Raw genomic sequence first — 16,070 nt, forward strand, 5'->3', positions numbered from 1 at the left:
GTCGTGGTCTGAGGTCTCAGTAGGCCCGCTCGTACTGCGGTGCCACGGCCGGGAGCATCTCGACGCCGAGTTCGCGGGCAGCGCGCCGCGGCCAGTACGGATCCCGCAGTAGCTCGCGCGCCAGCAGCACGGCCGTCGCCTCGCCCAGCGAGACGATGTCCTCCGCCTGCTTGGGTTCGGTGATCATGCCGACCGCGGCAGCGGGCATGGTCGTCTCGTTCTGGATGCGCCGCGCGAACGGAACCTGGTAGCCGGGACCGACCGGAATCTTGGCGTGCACGTTTCCGCCGGTCGAGGTGTCGACCAGATCCACCCCGTGCTCGGTGAGGATCTGCGCCAAGGCCACCGTCTGATCCGACGTCCAGCTCGGAGCCTCCAATGCGGGCGTGCCCTCCCCACCGGGTCGTTCCGCAGACTCCACTCCTGCAGCATTCTCGGGCTCGTCGAGCCAATCCGTCGCCGAGAGGCGAACGAAGACCGGAAGCTCGGCCGGCCACACCTCACGCACCGCGTCGACGACCTCGATCAGCAGCCGCGTGCGACCCGAGAAGTCGCCGCCGTACGAGTCGGTCCGCGTGTTGCTGGCGGGGGACAAGAACTGGTGCAGCAGGTAGCCGTGTGCGCCGTGTATCTCGACAACCCGGAATCCTGCTTTCAGCGCGCGCTGAGCGGCAGTCCGGAAGTCGTCGACGATTTTCGCGATGTCCTCGGTTGTGGCCTCCCTCGGGGTCGCGTAGTCACCGAACGCAACCGCGCTCGGGCCGACGGTCTCCCAGCTTCGGGGATCCTCGGCGGGCAAGGACTTGCCACCCGACCAGGGAGCCGCGGTCGACGCCTTGCGGCCCGCGTGTGCCAGCTGGATACCCGGCACGGTTCCGAAGGATTCGATCTCGGTGACGATCGCCGCCAATGCGTCGGCCTGAGTGTCGTTCCAGATACCCAGGTCCGACGGGCTGATGCGACCCTCGGGGCTCACCGCGGTCGCTTCGGTGATGATCAACCCGGCACCGCCGATCGCCCGGCTCACCAGGTGGGTGCGATGCCAGTTGCCGGCGACACCGACACTGTCACCCGCCTCGTCGGCCGAGTACTGGCACATCGGTGCCATCCACACCCGGTTCGGGAAGGTGACCTCACGCAGGGTCAGAGGCTCGAACAGCGCACTCACAAGTGGTTCCTCCGGTCTTCGGGCGGCGTCGACGGTCGGTCGACGATCTTCACGCTGTGCTGCAACGACGCGGCGATGCAGCTTCATTCCCGGCCCCTATTAGTGTGTAGTTCATGACAGCTTCCGTCTCGGCCGAACCGGTGACCACGACTGCCGACGAGCGAGAGAACGTGCACGCCGCAGCCCGCCGAGCGCGCACCGCATCACGCGCGCTCGCGCTGCTGACGACTGCAGAGAAGGACGCTGCGCTGCATTCCGCGGCCGACGCGGTCGTCGCTGCAGCGGAGTCGGTACTCGCCGCGAACGCAGTCGATATCGAGAACGCGCGAGCGGCCGGTACCGACGAGGGGCTGCTGGACCGCCTGCGGCTGACCGCGTCGCGCATCGACGGCATCGCCGCCGGTCTGCGACAGGTGGCCGGGCTGCCCGATCCGATCGGCGAGATCATCCGTGGTTCGACGCTGCCCAACGGGCTGGAGATTCGGCAACTGAGAGTTCCGCTCGGCGTGGTGGGCATGGTCTACGAGGCTCGACCCAACGTCACCGTCGACGCGTTCGGTCTCGCGTTCAAGTCCGGCAACGCGGTGCTGCTTCGTGGTTCGTCGTCGGCGGCACGGTCCAACGCGGCACTTGTCGAGGCACTGCAGGGAGCGTTGCGCGGTCACGGTCTGCCCGAGGCCGCGGTGCAACTTCTCGGAAGCGCCGACCGTGCCACGGTCACCCACCTCATCCAGGCGCGCGGACTGGTGGACGTGGTGATCCCGCGCGGTGGAGCAGGACTGATCGCTGCGGTCGTGCGCGACGCAACGGTCCCCACCATCGAGACCGGCGTCGGAAACTGCCACGTGTACATCCATGCCTCTGCCGATCCGGAGACGGCCGAGAAGATCGTGCTCAACGCCAAGACCCGACGGGTCAGCGTCTGCAACGCCGCCGAGACCGTGTTGGTGGACTCCGCGATCGCCGAGACCATGGTGCCCCGGCTGCTCCAGGCGTTCCAGATGCACAGCGTCACTGTGCACGGGGACCTGCCCGGGCTCGTGCCTGCGCGCGACGAGGACTGGTCGCAGGAGTATCTCTCCCTCGACATCGCGCTGAAGGTCGTCGGCGGTATCGACGAGGCGATCGAGCACATCGACCGATACGGCACCGGCCACACCGAGGCGATCGTCGCCGCCGACATCGGTGCCGCGCGCGAGTTCACCCAGCGGGTCGATGCGTCCGCGGTGATGGTCAACGCGTCTACGGCGTTCACCGACGGAGAGCAATTCGGCTTCGGAGCCGAGATCGGTATCTCGACTCAGAAGTTGCACGCGCGTGGACCCATGGGATTGCCCGAATTGACCTCGACCAAGTGGACCGTGTGGGGCGACGGACACGTCCGAGACTGACACCCCTCGAAGTACCGGCCAGACCCGATCATCAGGAGCTGTGACATGGATCGTGCCCTACCGACGACACCCCCGCTGTTCGCCAGCGTGGACGACGTCCAGAGGCGCCTGGCCGAGACGGGCTATCTGGCCGACAAGGCCACCGCCACCTCGGTGTTTCTCGCCGATCGCCTCGGCAAGCCGCTGCTGATCGAAGGTCCGGCGGGAGTGGGCAAGACCGAGTTGGCCCGTGCCGTCGCGCAGACGACCGGGGCCGAACTGGTGCGGCTGCAGTGCTACGAGGGTGTGGACGAGGCCCGCGCGCTGTACGAGTGGAACCACGCCAAGCAGATCCTGCGCATCCAGTCCGGTACCGCGGCCGATTGGGACTCGACCAAGCTCGATGTCTTCTCCGAGGAATTCCTGTTGGCGCGGCCGCTGCTGCAGGCGATTCGTCGTACCGATCCCACGGTTCTGCTCATCGACGAGACCGACAAGGCCGATGTCGAGATCGAGGGTCTGCTGCTCGAGGTGCTCAGCGACTTCGCGATCACCATTCCCGAACTCGGCACGATCGTGGCCGAGCGGACGCCGTTCGTGGTGCTCACCTCCAATGCCACCCGTGAACTGTCCGAGGCCCTGAAGCGTCGCTGCCTGTTCCTGCATCTGGACTTTCCCGACGCCGACCTCGAGCGCCGGATTCTCGCCAGTAGGGTTCCCGAACTGCCCGAGGCCGTCGCCGAGCAGATGATCAAGACGGTGCGGGTACTGCGCGCGATGCAGCTCAAGAAGTTGCCCTCGGTGGCCGAGACCATCGACTGGGGACGCACTCTGTTGGCGCTCGGTATGGACACCCTCGACGACGATGCGGTTCGCTCCACACTCGGTGTGGTGCTCAAGCATCAGTCGGACCAGGTCCGCGCGGCAGCCGAACTCCGGCTCAACTGACATGCAGGCCCCGCACGGAATTCCCGGTCACCTCGTCGGTTTCGTCGATGCGCTGCGTCGGCGTGGAATTTCGGTCGGGCCGTCGGAGACGGTCGATGCCGGACGCGTCCTGTCGGTTCTCGACCTGCTCGATCGGGAGGCCGTGCGCGAGGGTCTGGCCTGTGCACTGCTGCGCCGGCCGACGCATCGCGGAGTGTTCGACGCCCTGTTCGACCTGTGGTTTCCGGTGGCATCGGGTACCAGGGACTCGGGGCAGATCGATACCGCGTTGCCTCGCACCGACGCCGGCGACGTCGACATCGATGCGCTCCGCGAGTTGTTGGTGGATCTGCTCTCGGACGACTCGGCCGAGGCCGCGGAGTTGACCCAGATGCTGGCAGCGCAGATGGTCGAGGAACTCGGACAGTACAAGTCCTCCAACGGGCCCTCGTTCTCGGCGTATCAGGCCCTGCGCGACGTTGCGCCCGAAACGTTGCTGCGCAAGATTCTCGACGGATTGCTCGGGCGCAGCGACGACGCGCCCGATCGCCCCACCGACGACTACGAGTCCGAGGTTGCCAAACGCACTGCCGCGCAACGTATCGCAGACCTACGCAAGATGGTCGAGAGCGAGACGAGGCGTCGTTCGGCAGAGAAGCTGGGCCGTGAGCGGGTAGCGAGCTACGGGGTGCCCAAGCTCGCCGAGGAAGTCGACTTCCTGCGGGCCTCGGACACCGAGATGGCGGCGCTGCGGCGTAACGTCACCCCTCTCGCCCGGCTGCTGGCGTCGCGACTTGCGGTGCGGCGCAGCCGAAGCAGACACGGCTCGATCGATCTGCGTCGCACGCTGCGCAAGTCGATGTCCACCGGCGGCGTCCCGATCGACCTGGTCGAGCGCAAGCCTCGGAGAGCACGCCCCGAACTCGTTGTGCTGTGCGATGTCTCGGGCTCGGTGGCAGGATTCAGCAATTTCACTCTGCTGCTGGTGCATGCACTACGCGAGCAGTTCTCGCGCGTGCGCATCTTCGCGTTCATCGACTCCACCGACGAGGTGACGCGATTCTTCGATTCCGGTTCCGATCTCGGAGCCGCGATGAGCCGCATCATCGGCGAATCCGATCTGGTGACGTACGACGGACACTCGGACTACGGCCATGCACTGACGACGTTCGACGAGAAGTACGCCCATGCGGTCACCAGTCGCAGTTCGGTGCTGATTCTCGGTGACGCCCGCACCAACTACCGCGAACCGAAGCTGCCGGCGTTGGCGCACATCGTGTCGGTGGCCAAGCATGCGTACTGGCTCAATCCGGAACCGAAATCGCAGTGGGGTTCCGGCGATTCGGCGGCCAAGGTGTACTCCGACGTGATCGCGATGCACGAGTGCCGATCGGCTCAGCAGCTCGCCACCGTGGTCTCGCGTCTGCTACCGGTGTGAGGCGTGTGACGCCCAGCGGCAGCCCGGACGTAGAATCGGCGGTTGTGCAGCGCGAATCCGAACCCGGCGACGATACCGGTAGGCAGTCCGTCCGCCGTTTAGGAGTGATGGGCGGCACCTTCGACCCGATTCATCACGGGCACCTCGTGGCCGCCAGCGAAGTGGCGAACAAGTTCGCTCTGGACGAGGTGATCTTCGTCCCCACCGGAAACCCGTGGCAGAAGGAAGGCAAGTCGGTCAGCCCGGCAGAGGATCGCTACCTGATGACCGTCATCGCGACGGCGTCCAATCCGAGATTCTCGGTCAGCCGGGTGGACGTCGACCGGGAGAAGTCGACCTACACCGTCGACACCCTGCGCGATCTGCGATCGCAGCATCCCAATGCCGAGCTGTTCTTCATCACCGGCGCGGACGCGCTCGAGTCGATCCTCACGTGGCAGAACTGGGAGGAGCTGTTCGAGCTCGCCAAGTTCGTCGGCGTCTCGCGTCCCGGGTTCGAGCTCGGCGTCGAACATCTGGCCAACCACCTTCGATCGCTACCCGCGGACACTCTCACATTGATGGAAATCCCTGCACTCGCGATATCGTCGACGGACTGTCGACTTCGAGCCGGTGAGAATCGGCCGGTCTGGTACCTCGTACCGGACGGCGTCGTGCAATACATCTCGAAGAGGAATCTCTACAGACCACGAGGCGCTCAGCGTCTCGACGGATCCGTCACCATGTCGGAACCAGCGCCCCAGAAGAAGCAACCGGCAGGGTCGGTCACCAGCGCAATGACCGAGAACCCGAGCCATACGAGTGGGAGTACACCGAAGTGACTGCAACAGCCGAAGCCGCCGAGATGGCGCGGATCGCCGCGCTCGCAGCCGACGACAAACTGGCCGGCGACGTGGTGATTCTGGACGTCTCCGATCAGCTCTACATCACCGATTGCTTCGTCATCGCCTCCGCGCCCAACGAGCGTCAGGTCAACGCGATCGTGGAGAACATCGAGGACCAGCTGCGTGAGGCCGGACACAAGCCGGTCCGCCGCGAGGGCACCAGAGAAGGCCGTTGGGCGCTGCTGGACTACTCCGACATCGTCGTGCACGTCCAGCACAACGAGGAGCGGAACTTCTATGCGCTCGAGCGGTTGTGGAAGGACTGCCCGACCATCGAGGTTCCCGGTCTCGGACAGCATCCGGCTCCGGAATCGGAGCAATGATCAGACGGCTCATCCTGCTTCGGCACGGTCAGACGGAGTACAACGCCACCGACCGCATGCAGGGTCAGCTCGACACCGATCTGTCCGAGCTCGGCCGCAGCCAGGCGAAGACGGCCGCCGCCGAGCTGGCGACGCGTGATCCGATCAGGATCGTCTCGTCGGATCTGCGGCGAGCTCTGGACACTGCGACCGCGCTCGGAGACGCAGCCGGTGTGGCGGTGTCGGTGGACGAGCGTCTGCGCGAGACCCATCTCGGTCAGTGGCAAGGGCTTACCCACACCGAGGTCGACGACATCGCTCCCGGGGCACGACCGGCCTGGCGCGCGGACGCCACCATTGCCCCACCCGGTGGGGAGAGCCGCATCGACGTCGCCCGACGCAGCGTGCCGCTGGTTCGTGAACTCACGGCAGGCGTCCCCGAGTGGGGTGCAGGCGGCAGCGAGCGACCGCTCGTCCTCGTCGCGCACGGAGGTCTGATCGCGGCGCTCACCGCCGCGCTGCTCGATCTACCGACCGATCGCTGGCCGGTACTCGGAGGCCTCGCGAACACCAGCTGGGTTCAGCTCGGCGCGCACGGCCCCGGCGAGAACCCGTCCTGGCGACTGGACGTGTGGAACGCCTCCGCGCGGGTGGCCAGTGACGTCCTCTGAGACGGCGCGGCCCGCGCTGCTCGTCCTCGCGGACTCGTTGAGCTACTACGGACCCGAGGGCGGACTGCCCGTCGACGACCCGCGACTGTGGCCCAATCTCGTTGCAGCGGAACTGGATTGGACGGTCGAGTTGGTTGCGCGCATCGGCTGGACGAGTCGTGACGCGTGGTGGGCCCTGACCCAGGATCCGCGAGTGTGGGCAGCCATTCCCCGTGCCGGTGCCGTCGTGCTCGGAATCGGCGGCATGGATTCGCTCCCGTCACCGTTGCCGACTGCGCTCCGGGAGCAGATCAGATACGTCCGACCGCCTGCCCTGCGGCGCGTGGTTCGCGCGGGATACCAAGCGGTGCAACCCGTTCTGTCGCATCTCGGTTGGCCCGTCGCGCTGCCGCCGCGGCTCAGCGTCGAGTATCTGGAACAGACCCGTGCGGCACTGGCGTACGTGCGTCCCGAACTTCCCGTCATCGGTACCTATCCATCGGTGCACCGCTGCGATGCCTACGGCAAGGTCCACTCCGGTCGCGAACCCGCCGTCCGCGCACTGCGTGCGTGGAGCTCGGCCAGGAACGTCCCCATGGTCGACCTCGCCGACGCCGTACGACCGAACATCGAGTCCGAGAACGCGAACCCCGACGGCATCCACTGGGGATGGGACGCCCACATCGCAGTCGCCGATGCGATGCTCGAGGTACTGCGACCCGTCGCCGCCGCCCGATCGATGACCGAAACGCCGTGACCGTCGCCGTCGTCACCGACTCCTCCTCCTGCCTGCCGGCCTCACTCGCCGCAGCGCGAGGCATCACGCTGGTGCCACTGCACGTGCTGGTCGACGGAATCGACCACCGTGAGGGTATCGACGAGATTCCCGATCAGTCCTCCTCGGGCAAGCAGGTGACCACTGCGGGGGCCTCTCCGGGTGAGCTCACCGAGGTCTACGCCGCGGCTCTCGAACGCAGTCGAGGTGCCGGTGTGGTGGCACTGCACATCTCTCGGGGACTGTCGAGCACCTGGGAAGCTGCGCGCCAGGCCGCAGATCACGTGGGCTCGGCCGTCCGAGTCGTCGATTCCGCCTCGGCCGGAATGGGACTGGGCTTCGCAGTGCTGGCTGCGGCAGCCACCGCCGCCGGGGGAGCAGAACTGGACGCGGTGTACCGCGACGCCGTCGCCGCGTCGACGACGTCGCGATGCTTCATCGTCGTCGATCGACTCGACCACCTGCGACGCGGCGGCCGAATCGGTGCCGCTGCCGCCTTGCTCGGCACGGCACTGGCGATGAAGCCGGTCCTGCACATCACCGACGGCAAACTCGTGTTGCGGGAGAAGACGCGGACCTCGTCCAAGGCGCTGACCAAGCTGGTCGATGCAGCCGTCGCTGCCGCGGAGGAGGTCGGTGACGAATCGGGGGTTGCGCTCGCGGTGCACCACATGCAGTGCCCTGAGCGGGCCGAGGACGTAGCCGCGATGCTGACCTCCCGGATACCGCATTCGACCAGCATCGACGTCTATCCTTTCGGTGCCGTTCTGGGTGCTCACGTAGGCCCGGGCGCGGTCGGTGTCGTCGTGGCGTCCGGACGTCGATAGGCGCGTCGCGTCCCGCGTTCATCCACAGCCTCCGGGTTCGTGCACAGGGCAGTCTGCGACCTGCAGTCCTCGGTGAACGAACCGATCGTGCGCACTAGCGTCCTCGAGCATGGGCGGCAACGACGATCGGGCGCACACGGTGGCGCGATTGAACTCCGTGCGCAGACAACACGATTCCTCCCGCGATCGTGCCGTGCCCGAGGGCGTGCGACCCGACGCCGAGTCCACGGATCCGGATTGGCTGCTGCCGGAAGCACAACGAGAAGGTGCCCCGTGGTCGGCCCTGCTGCCGGCGCGGTGGCGATCCGCCCGCGTGAACCCGGGGAAACAGGGGGCGCTGGCGATGGCGGCGGCCGGAGTCTTCGTCGTGCTGGTCGCGGGATTCGCGGTGGCCAGGGACGCACCGAGTCCCGCACCGGCACCACCCCTTGCTGTGGTCGCGACCGACAGTTCGGACACCGATGGCACGGTGGATACCTATGGCACGGTGGATTCTGTGCCGACCGCCGAGGCCGAACTCGTGGTGAGCGTCGTCGGGCTCGTGACGCGTCCCGGATTGGTTCGGCTGCAACCGGGTTCGCGAGTTGCCGACGCGCTGGCCGCGGCAGGCGGCGCTGTCGAGGGTGCCGACCTGCTGGCGCTCAACATGGCCGCGCGAGTCGCCGACGGTGATCAGGTCGTCGTCGGCGTCGTGCCGCCCGAGGCAGCTCCACCGGTCAGCAGTACGACATCCGAGATCGAGGCATCGACAGACGGTAGCGGCGTACCGGCCGGGGTCGGAGGTTCCGCGCCCGGAGGGACGGTGGACCTCAACGCCGCGACCGTGGCAGAACTGGACGCGTTGCCCGGGGTAGGGCCGGTCACCGCGACTTCGATCGTGAAGTGGCGAGAGATCAACGGCCGCTTCACATCCGTGGATCAGTTGTCCGAGGTGGACGGCATCGGGCCCGGCAGACTGGCGAAGATCCGCGACCTGGTGCACGTCGGATGACCACCGGTGCCGCGTCCGCCCCTGCGCCACAGACCGAGGATCTTCTGCCGTTCGACGTGCGACTGGTTCCGGCCGCTGCGGTGTGCTGGTCGATCACCGCGGTCGGAATTCTCGGAGGACCCGCTGCTGCCCTGGCTGCTACCGCCTCGGCGGTTGCGGTGGTCCTGCTCCTCGCGGTGGCACTGCACGGGTTGTCTGCTCGGCGTGCCTGGCCGGGTCCGAGTCGGTCCGGTGCGGCGGCGGTGATCGTGCTGGCGCTGTGCTTCGGGGGAGCGATCTGGCTTCAGATGCGCTCGCTGGCAGAGCATCCCGTGGCGGCGGCGGCAGAGAACCGAGCCTGGATCACCGCGACGGTGCGGCCGGCGGAGGACCCGCGCCGTCTGACGGCTCCCGGGCCCGCGACCGTGATGGTGAAGGCCGCGATGACGCGCGTCGACGTGGGCGGCGAGGCGTGGAACGTCGGTGGAATGGTGTCGATCATCGCACCGGAGTCCAGTTGGTCGGCATTGCTGCCGGGCCAGGTGGTCACCGTGCGGGGCAGGCTCGGCGAGCCGATTCGGTCGGACATGACCGTGGCCGTGATCCGCACTTCGGGTCCGCCGGTCACCGTGGACGAGCCTGGAATGATCTCTGCTGCGGCCGGCACTTTCCGATCGAATTTGGCTGTGGTGGCGCAGAATTCGATGCCACCCGATCGTGCGGGTCTGCTGCCCGGTCTCGTGGTCGGCGACGTGTCGCGGCTGGACGAGACGGTATCGGACAATTTTCGGGCGGCAGGCCTCACACATTTGACGGCTGTGTCCGGAGCGAACTTCTCGATCCTGATCGGTGCGATTCTGTTGGTGTTTCGAGGTATCGGGGTCGGACCCCGCACCACGGTCGCGGTGGCGTTCGTCGTACTCGTGGCGTTCGTGATCGTGGCCCGGCCGTCGCCGAGTGTGCTGCGGGCGGCAGTGATGGGGTCGATCGGCTTGGTGGCGTTGGTCACCGGCAGGCGCAGGCAAGCGGTACCGGCACTGTGCGGTGCGGTGTTGGGGCTGCTCGCGTGGTGGCCGAGGCTCGCGGTGGACGTCGGGTTCGTGCTGTCGGTGTTCGCCACCGCCGGGCTCGTACTCGTCGCTCCGATCTGGGTCGACTGGCTTCGGGCCCGTGGCTGGCCGAGAGCTGCAGCGGAAGTGGTGGCGGTCGCCGCGGCAGCGCACGCGGTGACGGCGCCGATGGTCGCGGCCGTGTCAGGAACGTTCAGCGTAGTGGGGGTGGCGGCGAATGTGCTGGTGGCACCGGTCGTCGCTCCGATCACCGTGGTGGGCTTTCTGACGGCCGTGACCGCCACCGCCAGCACCTCGCTCGCGGAGCTGATCGCGCAGTTGGTGTCGGCACCGCTGTGGTGGCTGATCACGGTGGCAGAGAGTGCCGCGTCGGTGCCGGGCGCGGGCGTCGTGGTCCCCGATGGCGTCGGGGGCGCAGCACTGGCAGCGTTCTCGACTACCGCGCTGCTGACGGCGTTGCGTTTCAGGGTGTTTCGATGGACGGCCGCAGCCGTGGCGATGGCGACACTCGCGATGTGGACGGCGCACGTTCTCTGGTGACCGCTCGGTCTTCGAGCGGATGCTCGCAGTGTCGGTCGCACATGGCACGATCATGGTCGTGACTTCGAGTGTGGCTCCTCTGCATCTGGTCCTCGGCGACGAGGAACTTCTGATGGATCGCGCGGTAGCCGCGATCGTGGCTCAGGTGCGTGCGAATGCTGCGATTCCGGGGGAGGACCTGCCGGTCACGCGGTTGCGCACCGGTGATGCCAGTGCCCCGGAACTCGCCGAACTGCTCAGTCCCTCGCTGTTCGCCGAGGATCGCGTCGTGGTGCTCGAGGCCGCGGCCGAGGCAGGCAAGGACGCTGCTGCTCTGGTACTCGACGCCGCTACCGATCCGCCCGAGGGTGCAGTGGTTGTGGTCATGCACTCCGGCGGAGGCCGGGCCAAGGCGATGGTCGGTGCGCTGCAGAAATGCGGTGCACAGGTGCACGAGTGCGCCAAGCTCACAAAGCCCGCCGAACGTATCGACTTCGTACGCGGAGAGTTCCGTACCGCCGACGTCCGGGTGAGCGGCGACGTGATCGAGGCGGTCGTCGAGTCGGTGGGCAACGAACTTCGCGAATTGGCGTCGGCCTGTTCGCAGTTGGTCTCCGATACCGGGGGCAAGGTCGATCTCGCCGCGGTGCGTCGGTACTACTCCGGCAAGGCCGAGGTGTCCGGGTTCGACGTCGCAGACAAGGCGGTGATCGGAGACCGAGCCGGCGCGCTGGAGGCTCTGCGGTGGGCGATGCACCGGGGCGTGGCGCACGTGCTGCTCGCCGATGCGTTGGCCGACGCCGTCCGCACGATCGCGCTGGTGGGTTCGGCGGGCCGCGGCGACCCCTTCCGCATGGCAGGGGAGTTGGGCATGCCGCCGTGGAAGATCAAGAAGGCGCAGGGTCAGGCGCGCGGGTGGAACGGTCGATCCATCGCCCAGGCGCTGCGTGTGGTGGCGCAGTTGAACGCCGACGTCAAGGGTCAGGCAGCGGACGCGGACTATGCAGTGGAGAAAGCGGTGGCCGAGGTCGCATCACTGGGCAGGTAGCGTCGACCGACCGCAGAGCGCAGGACAGGCACAGCGCAGGACAAGCCCTGCGCACTGGAAGTTCGGCGCACGAGAAAGCCCGCCGCATCCTTCTCGGATGCGGCGGGCTCGATCGAGCTCAGAGAGGTATCAGAGCTTGTTGACTGCGAGAGCCAGTGCCGACTTCTTGTTGGCTGCCTGGTTCTTGTGGATGACGCCCTTGCTGGCGGCCTTGTCGAGCTTGCGGCCTGCATCGAGAAGAATCTCGGAAGCCTTGTCCTTGTCGCCCGCAGCCTGTGCCTCGCGGAACGAGCGGATGACGGTGCGAAGGGAGGACTTCACCGACTGGTTGCGCAGGCGTGCACGCTCGTTGGTGAGAATCCGCTTCTTCTGGGACTTGATATTGGCCACGCGTAAAATCCTTGTCGTCTTCGTCGGTATTCCGGTCAGGGCGATCCATGCTGGAATGCCCGAAGTCTGCTGCTGAGCGTTGGAGCCCTGCGCCGAAGGTCGAGAATACCAGCACGATCGGCCAGAACCCAATCCGGACCGGGGTGACGATGCGTTTCAAGAAATTAACGCTTCTACCGCGCCTAACTCCTGTCTCTGTAGCAACATGGCCAGAATGAGTCCGCGATCGGCAACGCATGCCACCACCAAGGCCAAAGCGACCAAAACCAAGTCAGCGGATCGTGACGAACCCGAAGCCGACGGAGTGTTCGGCGGGTATTCCGACGTCGGAAAGTACAGTCTCGCCTTCGACGAGATGTTCGACGCCGACGGGCGCACCCGAACTCCGTACAAGGGCATCCACACCGCACTCGCCCCGGCGAACGCGGTGGACCTGGATGCGAGATCCGACGCGCTGGGACGAGCCTTCATCGACCAGGGCATCACCTTCTCTCTGTCCGGCCAGGAACGCCCCTTCCCGCTCGACCAGGTACCCCGTGTCATCGCGGCGGGCGAGTGGTCACGTCTCGAGCGCGGCATCAAGCAGCGCGTCAAAGCTCTCGAGATGTTCCTCGCCGACATCTACGGCGACCAGGAGATCCTGCGCGACGGAGTGGTACCCAAGCGGCTGGTGACCTCCTGCGAGCACTTCCACCGAGAGGCGGTCGGCATCACACCGCCCAACGGTGTGCGTATCCACGTCGCGGGCATCGACCTCATTCGCGACGCGCAGGGCACGTTCCGTGTCCTCGAGGACAACCTCCGGTCACCGTCGGGCGTGTCCTACGTCATGGAGAACCGTCGCACCATGGCCCGGGTGTTCCCCGATCTGTTCGCCAGCCACCGCGTCCGCGCCGTAGGTGACTACGCCTCGCATCTGCTGCGGGCACTGCGCGCGTCGGCCGCCCTCAACGAGGCCGACCCGACCGTGGTGGTTCTCACTCCTGGCGTCGCCAACTCGGCGTACTTCGAGCACTCGCTGCTCGCGCGACTGATGGGCGTCGAGCTCGTCGAAGGACGCGACCTGTTCTGCCGAGACAACATCGTCTACATGCGCACCACCGAGGGCGAGCGTCAGGTCGACGTCATCTACCGACGCATCGACGACGACTACCTCGACCCCATGCAGTTCCGTCCCGACTCGGTGCTGGGAGTTGCAGGTCTGGTCAATGCCGCTCGGGCAGGCAACGTCGTCATCTCGAGCGCTGTCGGGAACGGCGTCGGCGACGACAAGCTCGTCTACACCTACGTGCCGACCATCATCGATTACTACATGGGCGAGAAGCCGCTGTTGGCCAACGTCGACACGTTCCGGTGCTGGCTCGACGACGAGTGCGAGGAAGTTCTCGACCGCATCGACGAACTGGTCATCAAGCCGGTGGAAGGCTCGGGCGGCTACGGCATCGTCTTCGGGCCCGACGCCTCGCCGAAGGAACTCGCCACGATCAGCAAGAAGGTTCGCGCGGATCCGCGCGGTTGGATCGCCCAGCCCGTCGTGCAGCTCTCGACGGTGCCGACCAAGATCGGCGATCGATTGGTACCGCGCCACGTCGACCTGCGGCCGTTCGCCGTCAACGACGGCGACGACGTCTGGGTGTTGCCCGGCGGCTTGACCCGGGTTGCGTTGCCGGAGGGATCCCTGGTGGTCAACTCGAGCCAGGGCGGCGGCAGCAAGGACACCTGGGTACTCGCCACCCGAACCTCTCTGGAGGAGCAGGAGCTTGCCGGCGAGGAGATCGTCAGCGTTCCACCGGAGTCGCCGATGGCCGAACAGGGCCCGGAGCTGACGATGGACCAGCAGATGAATCAGCAACAACAGCAGCAGCAACAGCAGGCAACGAACTCGGACTCGAACGGCGGTGAACAGTAAATGCTCGCGCGCAACGCAGAGTCGCTCTACTGGATCGGACGGTACGTCGAGAGAGCGGACGACACCGCCCGCATTCTCGACGTCACCGTCCACCAGCTTCTCGAGGACGCCACGGTCGATCCGGACCACACGTCGCGAGTGTTGTTGCGAGTGCTCGGCTTCAAGCACGAGCCGGACGTCTCGCTCGACGTGTGGTCGCTCACCGAGGTCGTCGCCTTCAGCCGGGACGGGTTGGGTTCGATCGTGGACTCACTGTCCAGTGCACGTGAGAACGCCCGTGGTGCACGAGAAGTCACGTCCAGTGAGATGTGGGAGTGCTTGAACACCACGTACAACGGTTTGAACGAGCGCATCAGGGCGTCCAAGCGCACCGGCCCGGCCGAGTTCTTCAGCTACATCGAGGAGCGCGCCGCGATGTTCGCCGGTCTTGCGGACTCCACCCTCAGTCACGACGACGGCTACCGCTTCCTCCTGCTCGGTCGCTCGGTCGAGCGCATCGACATGATCGTTCGGTTGTTGCTCTCGCGAGCCGGTGACCGGCCGTCGTCGCCGGCTTGGGTCACGGTGCTGCGCTCCGCCGGTGCTCACGACACCTACTTGCGCACCTACCGCGGCGCGCTCGACGCCCAGCGAGTTCTCGAATTCATGTTGCTGGACAGGCTCTTTCCGCGCTCGGTGTTCTACGCACTCAACGAGGCGGAACGTTCGCTCGATCAGCTCGACCATCAGCCCAACAGTCGAGTCGGTGCACGCGCCGAAGCGCAGCGCCTACTCGGCCGCGCTCGTAGCGAACTCGAATTCCTCCGTCCCGGTGAAATTCTCGACGATCTGCAGGAGCGCCTGCTCTCCCTGCAGGAAACCTGCCGTGAACTCGGTGACGCGATCTCCAAGCAGTACTTCCATGCCGCTCCGTGGGTTGCGTGGACGGACGCCGGCTCGGGAACATTCGAAGATCAACTGGAAGGTGAACTGTGAGCTGGCGTATGCGTGTCGTGCACACCACGGGCTATCAGTACGACGCACCGGTGACGTCGTCGTACAACGAGGCTCGGTTGACGCCGCGAAGTGACAACCGGCAGAACGTGATTCTGAACCGAGTCGAGACCGACCCGGTGACGCGTTCCTACCGCTACACCGACTACTGGGGCACAGCGGTGACGGCGTTCGACCTGCACGCACCGCACACCGAGCTCGAGGTCACCGGATCGTCGGTGGTCGAGACCGACCCCTTCGTCTACCCGGACGAGAACGCCTCCTGGGAGGAGCTCGCGAGCGAGCAGGTGATCGATCGCTTCAACGAGGTCCTCGACAACACCGAGTACGTGCCGAAGAACAGGCAACTGGCGTCGGTGGCGAAGAAGCTGTCCAAGGGCCTACCGCCGCAGGAATCGGTAGTTGAGATCGCCAACTGGGTCAACCAGGAGATGTCCTACGTGCCGGGCACCACCGGCGTGCACACCTCGGCCGTCGAGGCGTGGTCGGAGAAGAAGGGCGTCTGCCAGGACTACGCCCACCTGACGTTGTTGATGCTGCGCAGCATAGGCATCCCCAGCCGGTACGTCTCGGGCTACCTGCACCCGAAGAAGCAGGCCGCGATCGGTGCGACCGTCGAGGGCCAGAGCCACGCCTGGATCGAGGCGTGGACCGGTGCCTGGTGGGGTTACGACCCGACCAACGCGATCGCCGTCAACGAGCAGCACGTGTCGGTCGGACTCGGCCGTGACTATGCCGACGTGCCACCGCTGAAGGGCATCTTCTCCGGCGGCGGTTCGACGGCTCTCGACGTGGTCGTGGAAATCACCCGGTTGGCGTGAGCCCGATGC

The 16,070-nt window shown here is 66.5% G+C and carries 16 protein-coding genes; 14 read left to right on the forward strand and 2 right to left on the reverse strand.

Annotated elements, in window-relative coordinates:
* Positions 1-16: 16 nt before the first annotated feature.
* Positions 17-1,168: an NADH:flavin oxidoreductase/NADH oxidase gene (locus NY08_RS02115; RefSeq protein ID WP_045194637.1), complete on the reverse strand. Its 1,152-nt coding sequence runs from the start codon at positions 1,166-1,168 to the stop codon at positions 17-19.
* Between the two features lie 113 nt (positions 1,169-1,281).
* Here NY08_RS02115 and NY08_RS02120 point away from each other — a divergent pair, with 113 nt between their 5' ends.
* The 11 genes from NY08_RS02120 (at position 1,282) to holA (ending at position 11,948) form a co-directional block, all read left to right on the forward strand.
* Positions 1,282-2,559: a glutamate-5-semialdehyde dehydrogenase gene (locus NY08_RS02120; RefSeq protein WP_032394570.1), complete on the forward strand. Its 1,278-nt coding sequence runs from the start codon at positions 1,282-1,284 to the stop codon at positions 2,557-2,559.
* A gap of 45 nt (positions 2,560-2,604) precedes the next feature.
* Positions 2,605-3,486, forward strand: coding sequence for an AAA family ATPase (locus tag NY08_RS02125; protein WP_032394569.1), 882 nt, complete (start codon positions 2,605-2,607; stop codon positions 3,484-3,486).
* A gap of 1 nt (position 3,487) precedes the next feature.
* Complete coding sequence (locus tag NY08_RS02130; protein ID WP_045194639.1) at positions 3,488-4,903, forward strand: vWA domain-containing protein; 1,416 nt, start codon at positions 3,488-3,490, stop codon at positions 4,901-4,903.
* Positions 4,904-5,010: 107 nt separating this feature from the next.
* Entirely contained in the window at positions 5,011-5,724 is a 714-nt protein-coding gene (gene nadD, locus NY08_RS02135; protein ID WP_045194641.1) for a nicotinate-nucleotide adenylyltransferase, read from the forward strand.
* Positions 5,721-6,110: a ribosome silencing factor gene (gene rsfS / locus NY08_RS02140; protein ID WP_032394567.1), complete on the forward strand. Its 390-nt coding sequence runs from the start codon at positions 5,721-5,723 to the stop codon at positions 6,108-6,110. The genes nadD and rsfS overlap by 4 nt, the downstream gene beginning before the upstream one ends.
* Complete coding sequence (locus NY08_RS02145) at positions 6,107-6,760, forward strand: histidine phosphatase family protein (RefSeq protein WP_032394566.1); 654 nt, start codon at positions 6,107-6,109, stop codon at positions 6,758-6,760. The genes rsfS and NY08_RS02145 overlap by 4 nt, the downstream gene beginning before the upstream one ends.
* Entirely contained in the window at positions 6,747-7,496 is a 750-nt protein-coding gene (gene octT, locus NY08_RS02150; protein WP_032394565.1) for a diglucosylglycerate octanoyltransferase, read from the forward strand. Before NY08_RS02145 ends, octT begins: the two co-directional genes overlap by 14 nt.
* Positions 7,493-8,341: a DegV family protein gene (locus tag NY08_RS02155; RefSeq protein ID WP_032394564.1), complete on the forward strand. Its 849-nt coding sequence runs from the start codon at positions 7,493-7,495 to the stop codon at positions 8,339-8,341. Before octT ends, NY08_RS02155 begins: the two co-directional genes overlap by 4 nt.
* A gap of 109 nt (positions 8,342-8,450) precedes the next feature.
* The gene (locus tag NY08_RS02160; protein ID WP_045194643.1) at positions 8,451-9,332 is read left to right on the forward strand and encodes a ComEA family DNA-binding protein; all 882 of its coding nucleotides are present in this window, start codon (positions 8,451-8,453) and stop codon (positions 9,330-9,332) included.
* On the forward strand, positions 9,329-10,921 hold the full coding sequence (locus NY08_RS02165; RefSeq protein WP_045194645.1) for a ComEC/Rec2 family competence protein: 1,593 nt from the start codon (positions 9,329-9,331) through the stop codon (positions 10,919-10,921). The genes NY08_RS02160 and NY08_RS02165 overlap by 4 nt, the downstream gene beginning before the upstream one ends.
* 52 nt (positions 10,922-10,973) lie before the next feature.
* The gene (gene holA / locus NY08_RS02170) at positions 10,974-11,948 is read left to right on the forward strand and encodes a DNA polymerase III subunit delta (protein ID WP_032394759.1); all 975 of its coding nucleotides are present in this window, start codon (positions 10,974-10,976) and stop codon (positions 11,946-11,948) included.
* Positions 11,949-12,077: 129 nt separating this feature from the next.
* On the opposite strand, the gene rpsT is transcribed toward holA, so the two are convergent.
* The gene (gene rpsT / locus NY08_RS02175; RefSeq protein WP_027497522.1) at positions 12,078-12,338 is read right to left on the reverse strand and encodes a 30S ribosomal protein S20; all 261 of its coding nucleotides are present in this window, start codon (positions 12,336-12,338) and stop codon (positions 12,078-12,080) included.
* 214 nt (positions 12,339-12,552) lie between these two features.
* Here rpsT and NY08_RS02180 point away from each other — a divergent pair, with 214 nt between their 5' ends.
* The 3 genes from NY08_RS02180 to NY08_RS02190 are packed head-to-tail and all read left to right on the forward strand — an operon-like array spanning position 12,553 to position 16,061.
* Complete coding sequence (locus NY08_RS02180) at positions 12,553-14,247, forward strand: circularly permuted type 2 ATP-grasp protein (protein ID WP_442970788.1); 1,695 nt, start codon at positions 12,553-12,555, stop codon at positions 14,245-14,247.
* Complete coding sequence (locus tag NY08_RS02185; protein ID WP_032394562.1) at positions 14,248-15,222, forward strand: alpha-E domain-containing protein; 975 nt, start codon at positions 14,248-14,250, stop codon at positions 15,220-15,222. It abuts the gene before it with no gap.
* Positions 15,223-15,230: 8 nt separating this feature from the next.
* Positions 15,231-16,061, forward strand: a complete 831-nt coding sequence (locus NY08_RS02190) for a transglutaminase family protein (RefSeq protein WP_032394561.1) — start codon at positions 15,231-15,233, stop codon at positions 16,059-16,061.
* Positions 16,062-16,070: the final 9 nt, after the last annotated feature.

Origin of the sequence: Rhodococcus sp. B7740, from assembly GCF_000954115.1 — a bacterium.
Lineage (GTDB): Bacteria > Actinomycetota > Actinomycetes > Mycobacteriales > Mycobacteriaceae > Rhodococcoides.

Excerpts from the sequence above, each read along its gene's own strand:
- NY08_RS02120 (WP_032394570.1), top strand. The coding sequence starts at position 1,282 with ATGACAGCTTCCGTCTCGGCCGAACCGGTGACCACGACTGCCGACGAG.
- NY08_RS02125 (WP_032394569.1), top strand. The coding sequence starts at position 2,605 with ATGGATCGTGCCCTACCGACGACACCCCCGCTGTTCGCCAGCGTGGAC.
- NY08_RS02130 (WP_045194639.1), top strand. The coding sequence starts at position 3,488 with ATGCAGGCCCCGCACGGAATTCCCGGTCACCTCGTCGGTTTCGTCGAT.
- nadD (WP_045194641.1), top strand. The coding sequence starts at position 5,011 with ATGGGCGGCACCTTCGACCCGATTCATCACGGGCACCTCGTGGCCGCC.
- NY08_RS02145 (WP_032394566.1), top strand. The coding sequence starts at position 6,107 with ATGATCAGACGGCTCATCCTGCTTCGGCACGGTCAGACGGAGTACAAC.
- NY08_RS02160 (WP_045194643.1), top strand. The coding sequence starts at position 8,451 with ATGGGCGGCAACGACGATCGGGCGCACACGGTGGCGCGATTGAACTCC.
- NY08_RS02165 (WP_045194645.1), top strand. The coding sequence starts at position 9,329 with ATGACCACCGGTGCCGCGTCCGCCCCTGCGCCACAGACCGAGGATCTT.
- holA (WP_032394759.1), top strand. The coding sequence starts at position 10,974 with ATGGTCGTGACTTCGAGTGTGGCTCCTCTGCATCTGGTCCTCGGCGAC.
- NY08_RS02180 (WP_442970788.1), top strand. The coding sequence starts at position 12,553 with ATGAGTCCGCGATCGGCAACGCATGCCACCACCAAGGCCAAAGCGACC.
- NY08_RS02185 (WP_032394562.1), top strand. The coding sequence starts at position 14,248 with ATGCTCGCGCGCAACGCAGAGTCGCTCTACTGGATCGGACGGTACGTC.
- NY08_RS02190 (WP_032394561.1), top strand. The coding sequence starts at position 15,231 with ATGCGTGTCGTGCACACCACGGGCTATCAGTACGACGCACCGGTGACG.